We start from the raw sequence: 19,837 nt of genomic DNA, 5'->3' as shown, positions 1-19,837 counted from the left end.
TGCATACGATTCCGCCGTGAATTCGGGTGGAATTGGTGGTGTCAGCGCAATTGCGGCGGTAATTGCATCGACGATGTTGGTCGGATTGGGTGCCGCGCCGGCGCGCGCGGAGCCGGGAGACGAGGTGCTGACGGCCAATGCACCCACCCTGAGCCTGGTGGACCTGGGCTCACCGCCGGTGCTGCCGTTTTACGGTGCGCAGGGCCAGACGTCCTTGACTCTGCCTGTCCCGCAGGGACTTTCGCCCGCCTCGTTGGAAGTGCTGGTGGAACTGCCGGTCAACGTCGCGACCGGCACGCTGATCGTCTCCCAGCAGGACCGCACGCTGTCGCGGGTCGCTGTGCCCCCGAACGCCGACCGCGTCCCGGTGTCGTTACCGCTGCTCGGTGCGGAGGTTGTCGACAACGCGGTGACGATCACCGTGCGCAGCTACCTGGTGCCGATCGAGGGATATTGCCTGGATCCGACGAATCCCCTGCGACTGACCGATGCCAACATTCGTTACCTCGGCACTGAAGTGGCCCCGCGGACCATAGCGGAATTCTTGCCACCGGTCTTGCGGCAACTGAACCTGTTTCTCCCGCAGGAGCCCACCAGCACCGAGACCGACGCGGCGATCCGGATGGCGACCGCCGTGGTGGCCCGCTACGGCCAGCAGGACACACTGGTCACCGTCTCCCCTTTGGCGCAAGGCCAGGATGCTCCGCAAGGTCCGACGCTGCCGTTCCAGCGACGGGTGGTGATCAGCGAAAGCGCCGACCAAGGCGTCAGCCTCTCTGACGGACCCGGCGTGCCAACCCTGACCATCGGTGGGCCGGCCGCTGAACTGATGAACCAGACCCGGCTGCTCACCAGCGATCTCGGCCGACTCGCGCTCAGCTCACAGGCGGTTGTCGGTCCACTGCGGTCCAGCCCGCAGCTGCCGCCCGACGTCACCACCCTGCGTGATCTGGGGCAGGGCGGAGCGAGTGCCACCGCGCTGACACCCCAGGTCAACATTGCGCTGGACCAGACTCGACTCGGGCGCCCGGCGCACAATTTGCGCGTGCATCTCAAGGGCTCGTACACCCCCTTGCCCAGCACCGTGGGTGGTCAACTGGTCGCCTCGATCGGCGGCGAGACCATCGACCGATGGACGGTGGACTCTTCTGGCGTCATCGACCGTTGGGTCGACGTGCCCGACCGGCTGTTGCAGCGCTACACCAATCTCGGCGTTGCCATGAACATCACCGGCAACACCGGACGGTGCGGGGAGTTCCAGCCCGTCACATTGACCATCGACGGGGACAGCCCGGTCGAGAGCGTCCGCGCCGACCCGCCGGTGCCGAGCGGGTTCCAGTCACTGCCTCAGGCACTGATGCCGCGCGTCGAGGTGGGCATCGCCGACGGCTTCGACGACGCCCGGCGTGCGGTGGGCATTCTGGTGGGTCTGCAGCGCCTGAGCTCGCTGCCCATGGACACGGTGGTGGTGCCGGTGGACGACGCGTTGTCCTCGTCGAATCCGGCGGTGATCATCGAAGCCACGAGTTGGACACACGACAACATCGTGCTGCCTGTCGCCGGAAACTCCGACGGCGAGATCACCGTGCAGAACGCCGCGGGTGACGGTGAGCCCAGCACATTGCGCCTCGACCCGGCACTGGCTTTCGGATCGCTGCAGGCTCTGTACTCCGGCAACCGCACCCTGCTGGTCGCGACCTCCAACGGCGCGGCCTCGCAGCTCGACGAGCTGCTGAACTGGTTGGCCGCCGACCCCGAGCGATGGGCCCGGCTGTCCGGTGACGCGTTGATCTCGGCGCCGCAGCGGGCACCGGTGGTGGTCGACACCCTGGCCGACGGTCAGCAGGCCTTCGAGTCTGCCGACCAAGAGCAGAGCTTCCCGGTGCTGTGGGTGGGTGTCGCGGTGGCCGTGATCGTGGGTGCCGCGCTGGCCATCGGCGCTGGGATGTCTATGCGCCGCAAGCGAACCTGATCCATGACCACCGACACCGCCGAGACCGAGGTCGCGGCGAGGGAGAAATTCCGGGTCCGGCTCGGGAACTGGTACTTCGGCCTCCATCCGACCGTCCGGGTGGCGGTGCGCTGGCTGATCATCCTGGTGTGCGCGGGTGTCGCGTTTCGCCACAGCATCCTGAGCCTGGTGCACACCACCCTGGTGGGTGGTATCGGCGGTTACGTCTGGACGGTACCGGTGATCGCGGTGATGGCCGCGGCGGCAGTGGCCCGGCGGTACCGCAGCGAGCTACCCATCCACGATCGCCAGACCGACATGATCGTCGGCATCATGGGGTTGGTACTGGCGGTGCTGATCCAGATCGTGCTGGTGCCTCGTTTCGCCACGTACTTCCACCTGCTGCGGCTCGACCTGGTGGCGATGGTGCTGTTTCTGCTGAGCTCGTCGATTGTGCTGTTCGGCCTGCGTCCGGTGGCCCGGTTCGCCCTGGTGTGGGCACTGATGTTCATGGTGTTCTCACTGCCGTACTACCTGGTGGTCCTCATCATCGGCGGCGGCCGCGGCGCGGCGGGCGCGGCGTCGCTGATGATCTCCTCGTTCGGTACCGCGATCGCCGTGGGCAACACCCGCAGGCGCGGGGTGTTCGGCTTCTTCGTGTCGGCGGCGGTGGGCGTCGGCTTGCTGTTCGCGCTGGGTACGTTCTGGCGAGAAGCTCCGATGCGCGTCTATCAGAGTGTGCCGGCGGTGGGGGCTTTCCTGCTGGTGGTGGGGGTCACCTTCGTGCTGCGTATCCGCAAGGACGGCACGCCTTTCACGGTGATCAACCGCAAGGTCGAACCCTTGGCCGCCAAGCAGGTGTGGGCCGGGATCCCGCTGGTGATGGCGGCGGCGGTGTTTCTGGCGCTGATTCCGTTGCCCGCGCGGGCGGAGAGTTCGGTGATCGAGCGTGCCGCGCCGGGGGAGCTGACCTTCGGTCAGCCCGTGGTGGCACCAAGTGGCTGGAACACCGTGGCGCGGCAGAACTTTCGGGCGGTCGCCCGGTTCTACAGCAATGACTCGGTGCTGGTGCGGCAAGAAATGGTGGCCGACGTCGGTGATCCGCGTTTTGACAAGTTGTCCCGGCCGCGCACCGTCATGGTGGACAGCATCGTCAGCCAGCGACCGTCCACCTTCGACGTCTATCCCGCCCGGGCGGTGTACGACATGACCGGCGCCAGGACCAGTCCGACACACCCGGTGGATCTCGGCCACGGCGTGCAGGGACTGATCCTGTCTGTGGTGGACGACAATCTGCTGATCACCTGGAACGCGTTGCGCTTCGCCTGGGGAGATGACCAGCTGGCCCAGCGCATCACCATCTTCGCAGTGGACAACCACGATCCCGGCGCCCCGTTCCCGCAGCCCAGCGGATCCACCGTCGGCACTCTGCGCACCCTGTTCACGCTGCTGTTCCGTGGCAATGCCGTGCTCGACGAGCAGGCTCCGACCTTCAAGGACGAAGAGCTGCTGACCGAGTTCGGCCGGGCACTGGTGGCCGCCCAGTTCGCCCCGCCAGGGGAGGCCGGGTGACCGCCAGTCCGCACCACCGCGTGCTCGACATGCACAACGAGGACGACCGCCGCTACGCGCTGAACCGCGCCATCAACCGCCTGCGTGACGACGACCCGGTGGCTTCGGCTGCCAAACCGGTGTTGGGCTGGCAGCGGATCGTGCTGTGGTCACTGTTGGCCATCGTCGTGGTCTGTGTCCTCTGGCAGCCGCTGCGCACGACGGTGGTGCTCATCGGGCTGTGCACCGTGGGGTATCTGCTCACCATGTTCGACCGGGTACTGATATTCCGGCAGGGACTGGCAGCCAGCGCCATCAAGATCACCGACGAGGAAGCCCGCGAGATCCCCGACGACGAACTGCCGCTGTACACCATCCTCGTTCCGGCCTACAACGAGCCGGAGGTGGTGGGGGATCTGATCGGGGCCATGGCCGCCCTCGAGTACCCGTCGGACAAGATGCAGATCCTCTTGCTTCTCGAAGAGGACGACCACGTCACCATCACTGCGGCCCGTTCGTGCGCCGCATCGGATGCGATCACCATCTGCCTGGTGCCGCCCGCCGATCCGCGTACCAAACCCAAGGCCTGTAACTACGGGCTGCACTTCGCCACCGGTGAGATCATCACGATCTTCGATGCCGAAGACCTGCCCGAGCCCCTGCAGTTGCGCCGGGTGGTGACAGCCTTCCGCAGCCTGCCGGAGACCGTGGCCTGTGTGCAGGCGAAACTGGCCTACCACAACGGCCGGCAGAACATTCTCACCGGCTGGTTCACCGCCGAGTACGGGCTGTGGTTCGGCTACCTGCTGCCTGGGTTCATGCGGACCAACTCGCCGATTCCCCTGGGCGGCACGTCGAATCACCTGCGCCGCGACGTGCTGGACCCGATCGGCGGGTGGGACCCGTTCAACGTCACCGAGGACGCCGACCTGGGAATGCGCATCGCGTCGTCCGGATTCCACACCGCCGTCATCGATTCCACCACGCTCGAGGAAGCCAACAGTGACGGCATCAACTGGATCCGGCAGCGGTCCCGTTGGTACAAGGGTTATCTGCAGAGCTGGTTGGTGCAGATCCGTCGGCCGGTCCGGCTGTACCGGACCATCGGGTTCCGCAACTTCGTGCGTTTCAACCTGGTGCTTGCCGGCACCCCGATCATCGCGGTGCTCAACCTGTTGTTCTGGTTGATCACCATGTTGTGGTTCCTCGGTCAGCCGCAACTGGTCGAAGAGGTGTTCCCGATGTACATCTACTTCCCGGCGCTGGTGGCGCTGGTGCTGGGCAACGCGGCCACCCTCTACATGAACCTGATCGCGCTGCGCGAGGACGACCGTTCCGATCTGTTGCTGCCCGCGCTGACGGTCCCGGTGTTCTGGCTGATGATGAGTGTGGCCGCCACCAAGGGCGTCTACCAGATGATCCGCCAGCCGTCCTACTGGGAGAAGACCTTTCACGGTCTGTCGGAGAAGCCCGGTGACTCCGCTGCTGACGCCGAGGCGCCCGCCACATGATCGCCCGCTGGACCAACCGCCGACTCAAGGTCGCCTTCTTCGTCGCAAGCCTCGTGCTCTACCTGATTGCCGGCTACTGGCTGCAGGTGCGATGCGGATTCATCATCGGCGACTCGCTGTCGCGGGTCGCGGCGGCCCAGTCGGTCTTGTTCAGCCGGGACCCGCACCTGGCGGCCATCGGCTTCATCTTCACCCCGTTGACGGCTCTGGTGCAGATCCCGGCGATCGCCTTGAGCCCGGTGTGGCCAGAGATGGCCGAACGCGCATTCTCGGGCAGCATCATGTCGGCCCTGTTCATGGCCGCGGCCGTGGTGCAGATCCTGTCGATGGGCACCGATCGCGGTCTGCCGCGGGCCTATTCGGTGACCATCGCCTGTATGTTCGCGCTGAACCCGATGATCATCTTCTACGGTTCCAACGGGATGAGTGAGGCGCCGTTCATCTTCTTCATGACGTGGGCAGTGCGCCGGTTGATCATGTGGATGATCAACGACGACGTACATCACCTGGTGGTGGCGGGCGGCATCGCCATGGGGCTGGCGTATCTCACCCGCTATGACGCGGTGGCGTGTATCGCCGCGGCGGGATTCCTGGTCGGTATCACCACCTACGTTCGCGCCAAGTCGGCACCACGGATCAAGCGGGCCGTGCTGGACCTGCTGATGGTCAGTCTGCCGGGATTCGCCTCATTCATGGGGTGGGCGGCGGTCAGCTGGCTGATCACCGGTGAAGCGTTCGCGCAGTTCACCTCTCAGTACGGCAACGCCGCCATCCTGGCCCAGTCCGGGCAGCTGAAACCTGACTTCTTCGGCGGCCTGTCGTTTGCCGCGGTGTGCATCACGCTGCTGGCTCCGACGCTGCTGCCGCTGGCGGGTTGGACCGTGGCGTGCCGGTGGGGCAAGCCGTACTGGCCGACGGTGCTGGTGCCGCTGGTGGTCTACGGTGCCGCGCTGGCCTTCCAGAGCTTCAGTTACGCCACGGGTACCACTTTCGGTTTCCTGCGCTTCTACATCATCGCCATCCCGCTGGCGGCGAGCCTGGCACTGCTGGCGGTGCCCGACGGAGTGATCCTGCCGACCAAGCGGCCGGGGCGGTACGCGCCGCCCGCGCTGGTGGACCCGGCCGCATCGTTTCGCGGGCCGCGCTCGCCATGGGGGTATGTCGCCGTCGCGCTGGTGTTCGCGCTGTCGGTACCCGCGGCTGCGTGGGGGATGGGCAAGCCGAAGTACGCGCCGCAGGAGTTCGCGCTCGGCGCTGTCCTGGCCCCGCAGCCGGACAGTCTGACCGAACAGAAGGCGTATGAACACCGCATCGCCGCCACCTTCTCCACCGAACGCGAGATCGCCCACTATCTCGATGGGTTGGGCCTGCCCGAGGGGTCGGTGATCACCGACACCGTGTACGGATTCGCGGTGCTGGCCGCCGCTGACAATCCACGGGTGTACGTGATCCCGTCCGACACCGATTTCACCGCGCGACTCAATGATCCGGTGGACAGTGGCGTGCGGTACATGCTGGCGGTACCTCCCACCGGACGTGGGGCCGCGGACGCGCTGAACCTGCGTTATCCGACGCTCTACGACACCGGCGCCGACGTGGCCACCCTGGAACTGGAGATCCCCAACTCAGGTGATGGACAGCCGAACTGGCGGCTCTACCGCGTGAACGAGTCGCTGCCCGCCAGCTGACACGCTCAACAGGGCAAACGGCAGTTGAACACACTGTCGGCAAACGCATCGAGGTGTACTGTGCGGTCGAGGTCACCACGTGGTTGGGTTTACGAGAAAGAGACGGTAGATGGCCAAGGAGTTCAACGGTTCCATCAAGCTCGACATTCGCGATTCAGAGCCGGACTGGACGCCGTTCGCAGCCCCCACCGCACCCGAGGGTGCACCCAACGTGCTCTATCTGGTGTGGGACGACACCGGTATCGCGACGTGGGACTGCTTCGGCGGAATGGTCGACATGCCCGCCATGCGACGCATCGCCGAGAAGGGTGTGCGCCTGTCGCAGTTCCACACCACCGCACTGTGTTCCCCCACCCGCGCGTCTCTGCTGACCGGGCGTAACCCCACCACCGTCGGCATGGCCACCATCGAGGAGTTCACCGACGGTTTCCCCAACTGCAGCGGCCGCATCCCGTTCGAGACCGCGCTGCTGCCCGAAGTGCTGGCCGAGAACGGCTGGAACACCTACTGCGTCGGCAAGTGGCATCTGACTCCGTTGGAGGAGTCGAATCTGGCCAGCACCAAACGACATTGGCCGTTGTCACGGGGATTCGAGCGGTTCTACGGATTCATGGGGGGCGAGACCGACCAGTGGTACCCCGAGCTGGTCTACGACAACCACCCCGTCGCCCCTCCCGGTACCCCGGAAGACGGCTACCACCTGTCGAAAGACTTGGCCGACAAGACCATTGAATTCATCCGCGATGCCAAGGTGATCGCCCCCGACAAACCGTGGTTCTCCTATGTCTGCCCCGGTGCCGGGCACGCCCCGCACCACGTGTTCAAGGAGTGGGCCGACAAGTATGCCGGCACCTTCGACATGGGCTACGAGGCCTACCGCGAGATCGTCTTCGAGAACCAGAAGCGCCTGGGCATCATCCCGGCGGACACCGAGCTGTCGCCGGTGAACCCCTACGCCGACGTCACCGGCCCGGGCGGCGAGCCGTGGCCTCTGCAGGACACGGTGCGGCCCTGGGACACACTGAACGACGACGAGAAGCGCCTCTTCACGCGGATGGCGGAGGTGTTCGCCGGCTTCTTGTCCTACACCGATGCCCAGATCGGCCGGATCCTGGACTATCTCGAGGAATCCGGACAGATCGACAACACCATCATCGTGGTGATCTCCGACAACGGCGCCAGCGGCGAGGGCGGGCCCAACGGGTCGGTCAACGAGGTCAAGTTCTTCAACGGATACATCGACACCGTCGAGGAGAGCCTGCGGTACATCGACCACCTCGGCGGGCCGGAGACCTACGGCCACTATCCCATCGGCTGGGCGATGGCCTTCAACACGCCCTACAAGTTGTTCAAGCGGTACGCGTCCCATGAAGGCGGTATCGCCGACCCGGCGATCATCTCGTGGCCCAAGGGAATCGACGCCCACGGTGAGGTCAGGGACAACTACATCAACGTCGCCGACATCACCCCGACGGTGTACGAGCTGTTGGGCATCACACCGCCGGCAACGGTCGAGGGGATTCCGCAGAAGCCGCTCGACGGAGTGAGTTTCGCTGCGGTACTGAAGGATCCGGAGTTGCCCACCGGCAAGGACACCCAGTTCTACAGCATGCTGGGCACCCGCGGTATCTGGCACAAGGGCTGGTTCGCCAGCAGCCTCCACGCCGCAAGTCCCGCAGGCTGGGGTCACTTCGACCAGGATCGCTGGGAGCTGTTCCACATCGAGTCCGACCGCAGCCAATGCCATGACCTGGCCGGCGAGCACCCCGAGAAGCTCGAGGAGCTCAAGGCGCTGTGGTTCTCCGAGGCCGACAAGTACAACGGCCTGCCGCTCGGTGATCTCAACGTCCTGGAGACCTTTTCGCGATGGCGGCCCACGCTGTCGGGAGAACGCTCCAACTTCGAGTACTACCCCGGCACGGCGGAGGTCGGCATCGGTGCGGCCGTGGAACTGCGCGGACAGTCGTATTCGGTGCTCGCCGAGGTGGCCGTCGACTCCACCGGCGCGGAAGGCGTGCTGTTCAAGCAGGGCGCTGGTCACGGCGGCCATGTGCTCTATGTGCAGGACGGCCGGCTGCACTACGTCTACAACTTCATGGGCGAAGACGAGCAGCAGGTATCCGCACCTGACGCACTTCCGTTGGGACAGCACGTCTTCGGCGTGCGGTACGAGCGCACCGGGACCGTCGAGGGCAGCCATACCCCGTTGGGGACGGTCTCGCTGTACATCGATGACACGGTGGTGGCCACCCGTGATGGAGTGCGTACCCACCCCGGCACCTTCGGTTTGGCCGGCGGGGGAATCGCGGTGGGCCGCAACGACGGCCAGCCCGTGTCCAGCGCCTACAAGGCTCCGTTCACGTTCACCGGGGGAACCATCGAGAAGGTCATCGTCGACACCTCGGGTGCCCCGTACATCGACACCGAACGCGAACTGGCCACTGCGTTCGCGAAAGACTGACCGCTGGGTCGCCTAGGTGGTGGCCGTCGCCAACGCCCGCGGTGACAGCACCCGGTGCCCACGCCAGGCCACCACCGCGGTGACGGTCGCCGCCAGCCCGAAAGGCACGGCGATGTGCAACTTCAGCAGCAGTGCGCCCACGAGTGCACCCGCGAAGATCACCACGATGGCTCCCAGCCGGCGGTTCACCAGCGCGCCCTTGCCGCCCTTGGTCCAGGTCTCGCCGGCCAGTGACGCCAGCGTCGACGTCACGACCACCGTCGTCATATCGGCCACGGCCACTGCGCGGGCGACCACCGCCTGCGAACCCATCACCGCCGCCGTCACCGCCGCCATGACGATCTCCACCGCGGGGGCGGCGTGGTCGCTGACCCAGACCGCTGCCAGCGTCAACAGCGCGAGAATCACCGCGCCCAGCGTCAGCAACACCGTGACGCGGTGATGCCAGCCGGGCGGGTTCTCGGCACGCGGTTTGCGCAGCGTCAGCCCGGCGACCCACGCCGCGGCGGTGAACGCCGCCAGCGCGATCGCCGGGCCCAGCACCGGTAGGTCGTCCGCGCCGGCGACACCCATGCCCAGGATCACGATGTTGCCGGTCATGTTTCCGGTGAACACCCGGTCCAGAGCCAGGAACCCGACCGCATCGACGATGCCGGTGACGAAGGTCAACGCGATCGTCAGGGCTAATGCGGTCTGGGCGCGCTTGGCTTGCGTCATACGTTCAGAAAACCAGGATCGCGAAGATGGTGGACAGAATGAGGCCCGACATCACAGGCAGGAAGCACTTGCGGGCCAGCGTCAGCACCGGTACCCGGGCGAAACCCGCCACCGCCACCAGTGAGGACCACGCGACCAGCGTGCCGCCGCCGGACCAGATGTTGCCCATCTGGCCGATGGCTGCCAGCGTCGAGGGGTCCATGCCTGCAGCCTGACCGAGGGCGCCGGACAACGAACCGGTCAGCGGCAGCCCACTGAACCCCGAACCTTCCAGGCCCGCGACGAGGCCGACGAACAAGACGGTGAACCCGACCACAAAGGCGTTGGGTGTGACGTGGGAGAGCCCGGCGTTGATGAGGTCGAACAGCAATGCCGGTCCTGTCGCATCCTCACCGAGGCTCAGAATGCGGGCGGAGAAGTCGCCGTTGCCGATGAAGAAGAATCCGGCGATGGGCAGCACGATGCCCATGGCCTTGAATGCGAACACCAGGCCGTCGATGATGTGCCGTGAGGAGCTTTCCAGGAAATCGCGCTTGTCATTGGTCAGACAGGCGGCGAACAGCAGCATCGCTGCGATGCCGCCGACGATGCCCGCGGCGTCACCACCCTGCAGTGGCGGCACCAGTTCGGTGAACTTGCCCAGCAGCAGGTAGACGATGAACACCAGGTAAGCGGTGGGTACCAGGGCGGCAAAGAACTTGGCGGCGAACGTCTTCGGCGGTTCGGGCGCGGGCTCGGTGCGGACCATGGTGGCGGTGGCGACGCCGCCGTCGCCGGCCGGCGCCGGTTCTGGCTTGGGGGTGCCGCCGGGGTTGCCACCCACGTCGGTGCCGCCGTCGGTGACGCCGAGCTTGTCGGCCTTGTTCTCCCACTCGGTGAGCAGATCCGCCGACGGCGTGCGCCAGGTGCGACGCTGGGTGAAGTAGGTGATGACCAGCGCCACCGCACCGACGATGAGGGAGAGGGCAAGTGCCTTGTCCGCGACACCGTCGGGGTCGACGCCGGCGGCCTTGGCCGAGATGCCCGGCGCCACCTTGATGATGTAGTCCGACGAGAGCGCCATGCCCTGGCCGGCGATCGCGATGACCATGCCCACCGACAGCGGGCTGAGGCCGGCACGGATCGCCACCGGGATCAGTACCGCTCCCACCAGCGGTACCGCCGGCGTCGGCCAGAAGAACAGTGAGATGACGTAGGTGACGATCGCCAGCACGATGAAGCTGCTGGTGCCCGCCCGCATTACCGGCCGAAACGGCGTCACCATCAGCTTGTCGGCGCCCATTTCACGCAGCGCGCCCAGCATCGCGGTGACCAGAGCGATGATCAGGAAGATGTTGAACAGTTCCTGAGCGGCGACCAGGCTGGCGTTGAAGATCGACGACAGCCCGGTGACGATGCTGCCGGAGAACACCCACGCGGTAAGCAGTGTGGCGACCACCGCCGGGACGACGATGTTCTTGCGCAGCGCCATCGTGGCCAGGATGACGATGATGCCGGCCAGGTATATCCAGTGCGCGGCGTTCAGGTGTATGTCCATCGGCGAGGTCTTTCGTTACAACTGCTCGTGGGCTGTGCAGTTTGATTTCAGGAATGCTCGGCGCGATGACCGCAGGGGTCAACGAACACAGTGCACATCTTCGTGATCTTCACGATGTGCAATATGCGCGTAGCTTGACGGCGGTGTGTCAGTGCGTTTCATGCAGGTAAACATGCCAAATGTCATGCTGTTCCGGCACGTCGTCGCTGCTGTGGGCAACACAGGCCACTGGTTGTGTTCACCTGGGAACCAAGTTTTTGATGTGCAGGTTATCCACGGCGGAGGACGCCGCCACCGGGTAGTGGATGAGACAGTTGTCAGGACATGACTGACACCCACACCCGACCCGAATCTGCGGGTACCACCGGTGACGGCACCCCGCTGGGGCTGGCCGCACTACTGGCAGGCACCCTGCTCGGCACGATCAGCAACAACATCGTCAACGTGCCGCTGCCGGCCATGCTCGCGGATTTCGACGCGCCACTGAGCAGTGGGGTGTTCGTGGTGGTCGGGTTTCTGCTCACCTTCACCGCCATCATGCCGCTGGTGGGTTGGATCGGTGATCGCTTCGGCCGCCGACGGATCTACTGCATGTCCCTGATCGGCACCGCGGTGTGCGCCGTGGGTGCCGCGACCGCGCCGTCACTGGACGTGCTGATTCTGTGGCGGTGTCTGGGCGGGATGGCCGCCGCGGCGCTGGGGCCCGCGGTGATGGGGTTGCTGCAGTGGATGTTCACCGGCGAGCGCCGAGGCCGCGCCGTCGGGCTGTGGGCATCGGTGAACGGCATCGGGCAGGCAGTCGGTCCGTCGATGGGCGGCTTCCTGGCCGACGCCTGGGGCTGGCGCTGGGTGTTCGTCCCACTGGTTCCCGTGGCGCTGGCCGGACTGATCGGCACGCTGCGCCACGTCCCCGTCTACCCGGGCATCCGGATGCGCTTCGACCTGCTGGGGGCGGCGGCGTTGACCCTCGGTTCCGGGCTGCTGATCCTCGGCATCGCGCTGGTGCCCCAGCCGTCCGGTGCTCTGTTGGCCTGGGCTCTGATGGCTGCGGCCGTGCTGGTGCTGGCCCTGTTCTGGTGGCACTGCCTGCGGGTGGAGCATCCGTTCGTCGACGTGCGGTTGGTGGTGGAGGCACGTTTCGTGCGCAGCTCGCTGGCCGCGTTCGCGATGATGTTCAGCCTCGGGGCGATTCTGCTGTCGGTGCCGCTGTACCTGACGAATGCGGGCCGGTCGGCGTCCGTCGCCGGGTTGGTGCTGCTGGTGGTCCCGGCCACCATGGTGTTGCTGGGGCCGCTGGTGGGACGCTATATGGACCGGATCGGCCCGCGCCGGGTACTGCGCAGCGGGTTGGTGCTGTTGGCCGCCGGGCAGATCGGGCTGGGAGTGGCTGTGCGGGGGCAGGCTTCACTCGGTCTGATGATCGCGATCCTGGTGCTCGCCGGTGTCGGTATCGCATTTGTCCAGACACCCGCAGCCACCGGCGCCACCCGCTCACCGGCGGGGGCGCAGGGCACCGGGCTGGGGCTGTACAACCTGATCCGTTTCAGCGGAGCGGGCATGGGCGCTGCCTGGGTGGCAATTGCCTTGGGCGTCTCCGGTTTTCCGCTGGTGTTCCTGGCGGGGGCCGTGGTGGTGGCGTTGGGTTTCGTCGGATCCTTCTTCGGACCCGACCCCGTGCCCGTGTGAGCTCGGTCGCCGAGGCGGCGACGGAGGAGCCGGGGTGGGGGCACAGGGCCGGGCTCCAGAAGATGTAGCTCAGCGGAAGCTGGCCTCGCGGTCGACGGCTGCGCGCACCTCGGTGAGCATGTCGAGTCGGATCGCGAGCCACACCGTGAACTGGTTCTCCGGCGCCCGGATGTCGAGGCCGATGATCCGCGACACCCGGTCGAGTTTGGCCAGCATGGTGTTGCGATGGACGTCGAGCGCACGTGCGGTCGCGTTGACGTTGCCACCGTGCTCCAGATACCGGGTGAGGGTCTCCAACAGGTCCGGTGTGGCGCGCAACGGCCCGACGATCTCGGCCAGCAGGGCGCGGCTGTGCTCGGTGTCGGCGATGTCGGCCAGCACGGTGAAGCTGCGCAGCTGCTGATACGACGTGGCGCCGGTGCGGCCCAGCCGCCGCGTGATGCCGAGTGCCACCCGCGCCTCGCGGTAGCTGTCCGAGACGTCGCCCGCCCCGAGCGCCGGCCGGCCATAGGCCACGGCTACCGGTGTGCCCCTGCGTTTCTGGAGCTCCGCGGTCATCGCCTCGGCGTAGTCGGTCATCTCGGCCCGCATGGCGGCGTTGTCGGCGCCGCGCAACGAGCGGACCACCACCAGAACGTCACCGATGACGGTCACATACGACTGCACTAGCGGGTCGGGTGCAACCCCTGCGGCGTAGCGGGCCAGCCGCACCATGCTGGCCGCGGGGTTGTCCACACCGTGGGGCAGTACCCCGGGTGCGACGAATACGCCGAAGCGGCTGTCGATGTCGATCTCGTGGTACTCGGCGCGGGCCCGCATGTCGTGGTCGCTGGAGAAGCTGCCGTGCACCAGCGCCTGGACGAAGTCGCCTCGGGCCCGCTCCTCGGCCTCGTCGACGCTGTGCTGCCGCAGCATCTCCGAGCCGATGATCGCCGTGGCCTGCTCGGTGACGACGATGTGACGGGCGGTGTCGTGCGCGCCTGGCTCGACGCCGGGCACCAGAACCAGCACCCAACCTTCGAACGCCTTGCCGAGCCGGATGGCACTGGCGATCACCGTCCAGGCGCTGTTGTTCGGCCCCGCAATACGTTCCACGCGGGTGTCGTGCCCGATGGGGCGTCGTGACGCAGGCAGCTCGGTGGACAGCATGGTGACGATGGAGGCGCTCAGGGCGTCCACCACGTCGTCGCCGAGCCCGTGGTGCGCGACGACGTTGCCGCGCGCGTCGAGTGCCATCGCGGGGTTGCGGGCCAGGTTCGAGACCTCCCGGATCAGCATCGCCAGGCCGGCGCCGCGGTGAAACAACCCTGCCAGTGACGCGTGCACGTGCGTCGAATAGCGCATGACGTGCACTTCCTGGTTCAGTGCGCGTTCGGCGAGCAGGCGGTTGAGGGCGGCGAACCCGACGGGGAAACCCAGTTCGATCACCACCAGACTCGGCGGCAGGCCCGTCGCCAGGAACTCCGCAGGCAGGCTGCCGTCCACCAGCAGTGTGGTGGCGCCACGGGCGGCCAGTGCCGTCAGCGTGCCGTGCTTGCCGAACAGCGCCTCGGGACGGCTGTAGACAGCCACCCCGTCGAGTGGGTCGTGGCGTGAGAGCACCTCACTGAGCGGCAGCACCCACTGCAACTCGGCGTGCAGCCGGTCGGCACCCGCGAGCACCTGGGCGCCCGCCATCAGTGACTCGTCGAGCAAGCCGGCGACGGTCAGCCGGTGGTCGTCGCTGGTTGCCTGCACTGTTCTCACCTGCGCTGTCATCGGAATCGTCGCCTCCTGGCTGGGTGTGGTGTCAATCGGTACACCTGAACTCAGCACACGACCTATGTGCACTTTAACCTGGTTTGCTCGTTGCGACCGGACAACTTGGCCCTGCCGCCCAGGGGAGTGCGTTGGTAGAACTTTTCTCACACCGATCGCACAATCCCCGAATCAAAGCGAGGCAGGCGCATGCACCAAATCCACCGGATCACCCTCGACGACGCTCTTCCGCTGCTGGCGGCCGGGCGTGCGAAGGCCGAGGAGATCGGCGTCAAGCAAACCTTGTGTGTCGTCGACGACGGTGGCAATGTGCTTGCGCTGCACCGCCTTCCGGGGGCACGGCTGACCGGCGTCGACATCGCGATCGCCAAGGCGTTCACCGCCGCCGGCCACGAGCGTGCCACGCACCTGTTCAACGAACCGCCCAACGGTCCGGCACTGCCCGGCAACGAGGCGTTCGGCATCAGCCACATGCTGCCCGGCAAGTTCGCCATCTTCGTCGGCGGATTCCCACTGGTCTTCGACGGTCAGATCGTCGGAGGCGTGGGCATCAGCGGCGGCAACGGTGAGCAGGACAAGGCCGTCGGCGCGGCCATTCTCGCGGAGTTCGAGGCGCTGACGGCTTCGGTCGCTCGCTGACGGTGTGCACCATGACCGCCGATGTGCGCTCTGGCTGGTCATTGTGTACCTGGTCAGCGGTCGGCTGACCTCACTAACGTCGGTGACGTATCCGCACTGTCGCGGAATATCCACCACTGCAGCCCATTTCGTCATCATTCATTGTCAGGAAGGACCCCATCCATGACCGCACTGCTGGGACGCGACGAGTTCCGCGCCGAGCTCGAGAACGCCATCAAGGGCCGTGAGGCCAAGAACGCGTCGTTCTCCAAAGCCTGGGCCGACGGCAAGCTCGAGCGGCACCACTTCGCCCGCTGGGCCGAGAACCACTACCACTACGTCGGCCCGTTCGCCGACTACCTGGCCAACATCTATGCCAACACCCCTGACTACTACACGGGCGCCAAGGATTTCACGCTGCAGAACATGTACGAGGAGGAGCTGGCCGACATCCGGCACACCGATCTGCTGATCAAGTTCGGCGAAGCGTGCGGCACCACCAAGGAACGCATCGAGGACCCGAACAACATGAACGCCATCACCCGCGGACTGCAGTCGTGGTGCTACGCGGTGTCGCAGCGTGAGCACTTCGTCGTCGCCACCGCTGCTCTGGTGGTGGGGCTGGAGTCGCAGGTGCCCAGCATCTACATGAAGCAGATTGTGCCGCTGCGTGAGGTGTACAAGTTCACCGAGGACGAGATCGAGTTCTTCGACCTGCACATCACTTCCGATGTGGTGCACGGTGAGCGCGGCTACCAGATCGTGCTCGACCATGCCGACACCCCGCAGCTGCAGCAGCGTTGCCTGCAGATGGTGCGCTGGGGCGCGGAGATGCGGTTCTCCTACACCAAGGGTCTCTACGACACCTACGTCGCCGCCGAGCTGGCTTCCGTTTAGGGATTTCGGCGTGATTCCGACCGCTCAGCGGTCGGAATCACGCCCAAATCGGATTGGAAAAACATGGCTGAGTGGGTCGAAGTAGCTACCACCAAGGAACTGGGCCGACGACGCAAGTTGCGCGTCGAGGTCGACGGCACCGCGATCGCGCTCTTCGCCGCCGAAGGCAAGGTCTACGCCTTCGCCGATCTGTGTGTGCACCAGGATCGTTCGCTGTTCAAGGGCACACTGCTGCACGGCAAGGTCATCTGCCCCGGCCATCAGTGGCAGTTCGACCTCCAGACCGGCTACGAAGCCGACCAGGACCTCTGCCAGCCCACCTACCCGGTGCGCGTCGACGACGACGGCACCGTCTACATCTCCTTGACGTCGAAGAGCACGACACTTCAGCAGGAGGTCACCGCGTGACCCGCCCCACCTACGCCCTGATCGGGGCCGGCCAGACGTCTGCCGTGGCCGCCCGTAATCTGCGGCGGCACGGCTTCGACGGCCGGATCGTCCTGATCGGCGACGAGCCCTACGCCCCCTATCAGCGCCCGCCGCTGTCCAAGGAGTTCCTGGCGGGCACTGATTCCGAAGACTCGTTGTGGATCCTGCCGGAGAAGTGGCGCAGCGCCAACGATGTCGAACTGATCACCGGTGCCACCGTGATGAGGGTCGATACCGCCACGCGCACAGTGGAACTCGACGGCCGTCTGCCGATCGTGGCGGATGCCGTGTTGTTCGCCACCGGCGGCAGCCCACGCCGGCTGCCGGTGCCCGGCCCGCGCCACGACCTGGTGCACTACCTGCGCAGCCTCGACGACGCCAAACTCCTGGCACCGCAGCTGCGTGCCGGCCGCAGGCTGGCCATCGTCGGCGCCGGATTCATCGGTCTGGAACTGGCAGCCACCGCCACCGCGGCGGGTGTGGCCGTCACTGTGTTCGAGACCGCTGCCATTCCGCTGGAGCGTGCCATCGGCGCAGACATGGGCACACTGGTGACGCAACTGCACCGGGACAACGGTGTCGACGTGCGCACCGGAGCCTCCGTCTCGGACCTGCGCACCACCACCGACGGGGTACTGATCGGTGACGAGGAGTTCGACGCGGTGGTGGTCGGCATCGGCATCACCCCGAACATCGCTGCAGCCAACGCATCTGGGCTGCATGTCGATGACGGCATCGTGGTCGACGCCGCCGGGCGCACCTCCGTGCCCCACATCTACGCCGCCGGTGACGTGGCCCGGCGCTTCTCGACCAGGGCGGGCCGCCACATCCGGGTGGAACACTTCGACAACGCCAGCCGCCAGGGCGTCGCGGTGGCATCGGCGATGCTGGGCCGCGACGCGGAGAACGACGATCCACACTGGTTCTGGTCAGATCAGTTCGGCCGCAACATCCAGTGCCTCGGCGCGTTGCGAGGCACCCCGGTGATCCGCGGCGACCGCGATGGCATGGACTTCACCGCCTTCTACCTCGACGGTTCCACGCTGTGTGGCGCGTTCAGTGTCGAACGGGGAGAGGATATCTCGGTGACTCGCGAACTCCTCGGACGCGAGCTGGACCCCACGGTGCTCGGCGACGAGGACACCGACCTCTGGGACCTGGCGTACGACTCCGAGAACCAAGAAGACATCGAAGAGGTATCGGCATGATCGAGGGTTCGAACTTCATCGGCGGCCAATGGGTTCCGGCGGTGTCCGGCGCCACCTTCACCCGGAGCAACCCCGCCGACCCCGGTGACGTCATCGGCAGGTTCCCGGACTCCGGCGCCGACGACGTCCACCTCGCCGTGGACAAGCTGGCCGCCGCCGCGCCCGCCTGGGCGGCCACCTCACCGGAGCGTCGTGCCACCATTCTGGAAGCCGCTGCCGCGCAACTCGAGTCGCGCAGTGAGCAGCTGATCGGCGAGCTGGTCCGCGAAGAGGGCAAGACGCTGGCCGAGGCCACCATGGAGGTCGGCCGCACCCCGATGAACCTGCGGTTCTACGCCGCCGAGGCCACCCGCAGCTGCGGGGCCACCTATCCGGTGGCGGGGGAGACGCTGCTCTATACACTGCGTGAGCCCATCGGCATCGTCGGGGCCATCACCCCGTGGAACTTCCCGCTCAACATTCCGTCACGCAAACTCGGCCCCGCCCTGGCGGTGGGAAACCCGGTGCTGTTCAAACCGTCCGAGATCACCCCGCTGATGGGGCAACGACTGGTCGAAGCGCTGCTGGCCGGCGGGCTGCCGCCCGAGGTCATCGCGCTGGTGCAGGGCGGCGGTGCCGCCGGTGCAGCCGTGGCCGCCGACGAGCGGGTGGCCGCGGTGACGTTCACCGGTTCCACCGCGGTGGGGCGGCTGATCCACAGCCAGGTCGGCCCGCACCGCCGCGTGCAGTTGGAGATGGGCGGCAAGAACCCGGTGGTGGTGGCGCCCGACGCCGACGCCGAGCGCGCCGCCGCGCTGATCGCCAAGGGCGCGTTCGGGTTGTCGGGGCAGGCCTGCACCGGAACCAGCCGGGTGATCGTCACCGACGACAACCACGACGCGGTGGTGGCCGCCCTCGTCGCCCGGGCCGAGGCGCTCACGGTGGGGCCCGGCGACCAGCCAGGTGTCGACATGGGCGCGCTGGCCAGCGCCGACCAGCACAAGAAGTTCCTGGGCTACGTGCAGGCCGGAATCGAGGACGGGGCGACGCTCAGATGTGGCGGCGACGCTGTGGAGGCCGACGGATTCTTCGTTCGCCCAGCCGTTTTCACCGGTGCCGAACCCGGCATGCGCATCGTGGACGAGGAGGTGTTCGGGCCACTGGTCGCCGTGCAACGCGCAGCCTGCCTCGACGACGCGATCGAGCTGGCCAATGCCACGGAGTTCGGGTTGTCGGCCGCGATCGTCACCAATGACCTGAGCGTGGCGCAACAATTCTCCCGCAGCTCCAAGACCGGGCTGGTCAAGATCAACCAGCCCACCACCGGCATGGCGATGAACGCTCCGTTCGGGGGTTACAAAGCCTCGTCCACCGCCACGTTCAAGGAGCAGGCGGGCGCGTCGATGATCGAGTTCTACCTCAACGAGAAAACCGTCTATCTCAACCCAGGACTGTGACATGACCGAGCAGATACAGGACACCACAACGGAGTTCGTCCGGGTCGCCCGGTCCGGGCAGGTTCCGGAGGGCATCGTGCGCCGGTTCCACTGCGGTGAGCACGAATTCGCGGTGGCCCGGCTCAAGGGCAAGGCCTACGCCACCTCCAACTACTGCACGCACCTGGACTGCCTGTTGTCCTCGGGCAAGCTCCGCGACGACGGCATCGGGTGCTCCTGTCACGGCAGCGCATTCGATCTGGAGACCGGCGAACCCATCAGCCCGCCGGCCACCGAGCCCATCAAGACCTTCCCGTGCCAGGAACGCGACGGCGAGATCTTCGTCGGGCTCAAACCGGGTGAGGCACCCGCCGGACCCACCCGACGACAGCGGCGGAGAGACTGACTGT

Annotated in this window: 15 protein-coding genes; 12 read left to right on the top strand and 3 right to left on the bottom strand. The window is 66.5% G+C overall.

The features are described from left to right. Positions 1-16 precede the first annotated feature (16 nt). The 5 genes from BVC93_RS04145 to BVC93_RS04125 all read left to right on the top strand — a co-directional run bounded on the left by BVC93_RS04145 (position 17) and on the right by BVC93_RS04125 (position 9,162). Positions 17-1,972, top strand: coding sequence for a hypothetical protein (locus BVC93_RS04145; protein WP_236950238.1), 1,956 nt, complete (start codon positions 17-19; stop codon positions 1,970-1,972). Between the two features lie 3 nt (positions 1,973-1,975). After that, on the top strand, positions 1,976-3,523 hold the full coding sequence (locus BVC93_RS04140; RefSeq protein ID WP_083736066.1) for a hypothetical protein: 1,548 nt from the start codon (positions 1,976-1,978) through the stop codon (positions 3,521-3,523). Positions 3,524-3,552: 29 nt separating this feature from the next. Next, positions 3,553-5,013, top strand: coding sequence for a glycosyltransferase (locus BVC93_RS04135; protein ID WP_083740786.1), 1,461 nt, complete (start codon positions 3,553-3,555; stop codon positions 5,011-5,013). Beyond that, positions 5,010-6,701 (top strand): ArnT family glycosyltransferase, encoded by a 1,692-nt coding sequence (locus BVC93_RS04130; protein ID WP_083736065.1) that lies wholly within the window; start codon positions 5,010-5,012, stop codon positions 6,699-6,701. Before BVC93_RS04135 ends, BVC93_RS04130 begins: the two co-directional genes overlap by 4 nt. A gap of 109 nt (positions 6,702-6,810) precedes the next feature. Continuing rightward, entirely contained in the window at positions 6,811-9,162 is a 2,352-nt protein-coding gene (locus BVC93_RS04125; protein ID WP_083736064.1) for an arylsulfatase, read from the top strand. A 12-nt stretch (positions 9,163-9,174) separates the two neighbouring features. Here BVC93_RS04125 and BVC93_RS04120 read toward each other — a convergent pair whose 3' ends face one another. Both BVC93_RS04120 and BVC93_RS04115 read right to left on the bottom strand, forming a co-directional pair. Further along, positions 9,175-9,879, bottom strand: coding sequence for a YoaK family protein (locus BVC93_RS04120; RefSeq protein WP_083736063.1), 705 nt, complete (start codon positions 9,877-9,879; stop codon positions 9,175-9,177). A gap of 4 nt (positions 9,880-9,883) precedes the next feature. Then, positions 9,884-11,416, bottom strand: coding sequence for a hypothetical protein (locus tag BVC93_RS04115; RefSeq protein WP_083736062.1), 1,533 nt, complete (start codon positions 11,414-11,416; stop codon positions 9,884-9,886). A 324-nt stretch (positions 11,417-11,740) separates the two neighbouring features. Here BVC93_RS04115 and BVC93_RS04110 point away from each other — a divergent pair, with 324 nt between their 5' ends. Continuing rightward, on the top strand, positions 11,741-13,102 hold the full coding sequence (locus BVC93_RS04110; RefSeq protein ID WP_083736061.1) for an MFS transporter: 1,362 nt from the start codon (positions 11,741-11,743) through the stop codon (positions 13,100-13,102). A gap of 69 nt (positions 13,103-13,171) precedes the next feature. Here the strand turns inward: BVC93_RS04110 and BVC93_RS04105 are convergent, their stop codons facing one another. Further along, positions 13,172-14,860: a PucR family transcriptional regulator gene (locus tag BVC93_RS04105; RefSeq protein ID WP_083736060.1), complete on the bottom strand. Its 1,689-nt coding sequence runs from the start codon at positions 14,858-14,860 to the stop codon at positions 13,172-13,174. Positions 14,861-15,049: 189 nt separating this feature from the next. On the opposite strand from BVC93_RS04105, the gene BVC93_RS04100 reads away from it, so the two are divergent. From BVC93_RS04100 to BVC93_RS04075, 6 genes are all read left to right on the top strand, one after another. Then, a complete protein-coding gene (locus BVC93_RS04100; RefSeq protein WP_083736059.1) occupies positions 15,050-15,499 on the top strand; it encodes a GlcG/HbpS family heme-binding protein in 450 nt (149 codons plus the stop codon). A gap of 162 nt (positions 15,500-15,661) precedes the next feature. Next, positions 15,662-16,375: a TenA family transcriptional regulator gene (locus BVC93_RS04095; RefSeq protein ID WP_083736058.1), complete on the top strand. Its 714-nt coding sequence runs from the start codon at positions 15,662-15,664 to the stop codon at positions 16,373-16,375. Between the two features lie 63 nt (positions 16,376-16,438). After that, the gene (locus tag BVC93_RS04090) at positions 16,439-16,783 is read left to right on the top strand and encodes a Rieske (2Fe-2S) protein (protein ID WP_083736057.1); all 345 of its coding nucleotides are present in this window, start codon (positions 16,439-16,441) and stop codon (positions 16,781-16,783) included. Continuing rightward, positions 16,780-18,012, top strand: a complete 1,233-nt coding sequence (locus BVC93_RS04085) for an NAD(P)/FAD-dependent oxidoreductase (protein ID WP_083736056.1) — start codon at positions 16,780-16,782, stop codon at positions 18,010-18,012. The genes BVC93_RS04090 and BVC93_RS04085 overlap by 4 nt, the downstream gene beginning before the upstream one ends. Beyond that, complete coding sequence (locus BVC93_RS04080) at positions 18,009-19,448, top strand: aldehyde dehydrogenase family protein (protein ID WP_083736055.1); 1,440 nt, start codon at positions 18,009-18,011, stop codon at positions 19,446-19,448. The genes BVC93_RS04085 and BVC93_RS04080 overlap by 4 nt, the downstream gene beginning before the upstream one ends. Before the next feature lies 1 nt (position 19,449). Next, positions 19,450-19,833 (top strand): Rieske (2Fe-2S) protein, encoded by a 384-nt coding sequence (locus BVC93_RS04075; protein WP_083736054.1) that lies wholly within the window; start codon positions 19,450-19,452, stop codon positions 19,831-19,833. The last annotated feature ends 4 nt before the right edge of the window (positions 19,834-19,837 follow it).

Origin of the sequence: Mycobacterium sp. MS1601 (genome assembly GCF_001984215.1) — a bacterium.
GTDB lineage: Bacteria > Actinomycetota > Actinomycetes > Mycobacteriales > Mycobacteriaceae > Mycobacterium.
The sequence above is the reverse complement of the archived record's forward strand: the minus strand, read 5'-3'. Positions and strand labels throughout refer to the sequence as shown.

Coding starts and splice junctions, on each gene's coding strand:
- BVC93_RS04140 (WP_083736066.1), top strand. CDS start 1,976: ATGACCACCGACACCGCCGAGACCGAGGTCGCGGCGAGGGAGAAATTC.
- BVC93_RS04135 (WP_083740786.1), top strand. CDS start 3,553: ATGCACAACGAGGACGACCGCCGCTACGCGCTGAACCGCGCCATCAAC.
- BVC93_RS04130 (WP_083736065.1), top strand. CDS start 5,010: ATGATCGCCCGCTGGACCAACCGCCGACTCAAGGTCGCCTTCTTCGTC.
- BVC93_RS04125 (WP_083736064.1), top strand. CDS start 6,811: ATGGCCAAGGAGTTCAACGGTTCCATCAAGCTCGACATTCGCGATTCA.
- BVC93_RS04120 (WP_083736063.1), bottom strand. CDS start 9,879: ATGACGCAAGCCAAGCGCGCCCAGACCGCATTAGCCCTGACGATCGCG.
- BVC93_RS04115 (WP_083736062.1), bottom strand. CDS start 11,416: ATGGACATACACCTGAACGCCGCGCACTGGATATACCTGGCCGGCATC.
- BVC93_RS04110 (WP_083736061.1), top strand. CDS start 11,741: ATGACTGACACCCACACCCGACCCGAATCTGCGGGTACCACCGGTGAC.
- BVC93_RS04105 (WP_083736060.1), bottom strand. CDS start 14,860: ATGACAGCGCAGGTGAGAACAGTGCAGGCAACCAGCGACGACCACCGG.
- BVC93_RS04100 (WP_083736059.1), top strand. CDS start 15,050: ATGCACCAAATCCACCGGATCACCCTCGACGACGCTCTTCCGCTGCTG.
- BVC93_RS04095 (WP_083736058.1), top strand. CDS start 15,662: ATGACCGCACTGCTGGGACGCGACGAGTTCCGCGCCGAGCTCGAGAAC.
- BVC93_RS04090 (WP_083736057.1), top strand. CDS start 16,439: ATGGCTGAGTGGGTCGAAGTAGCTACCACCAAGGAACTGGGCCGACGA.
- BVC93_RS04080 (WP_083736055.1), top strand. CDS start 18,009: ATGATCGAGGGTTCGAACTTCATCGGCGGCCAATGGGTTCCGGCGGTG.
- BVC93_RS04075 (WP_083736054.1), top strand. CDS start 19,450: ATGACCGAGCAGATACAGGACACCACAACGGAGTTCGTCCGGGTCGCC.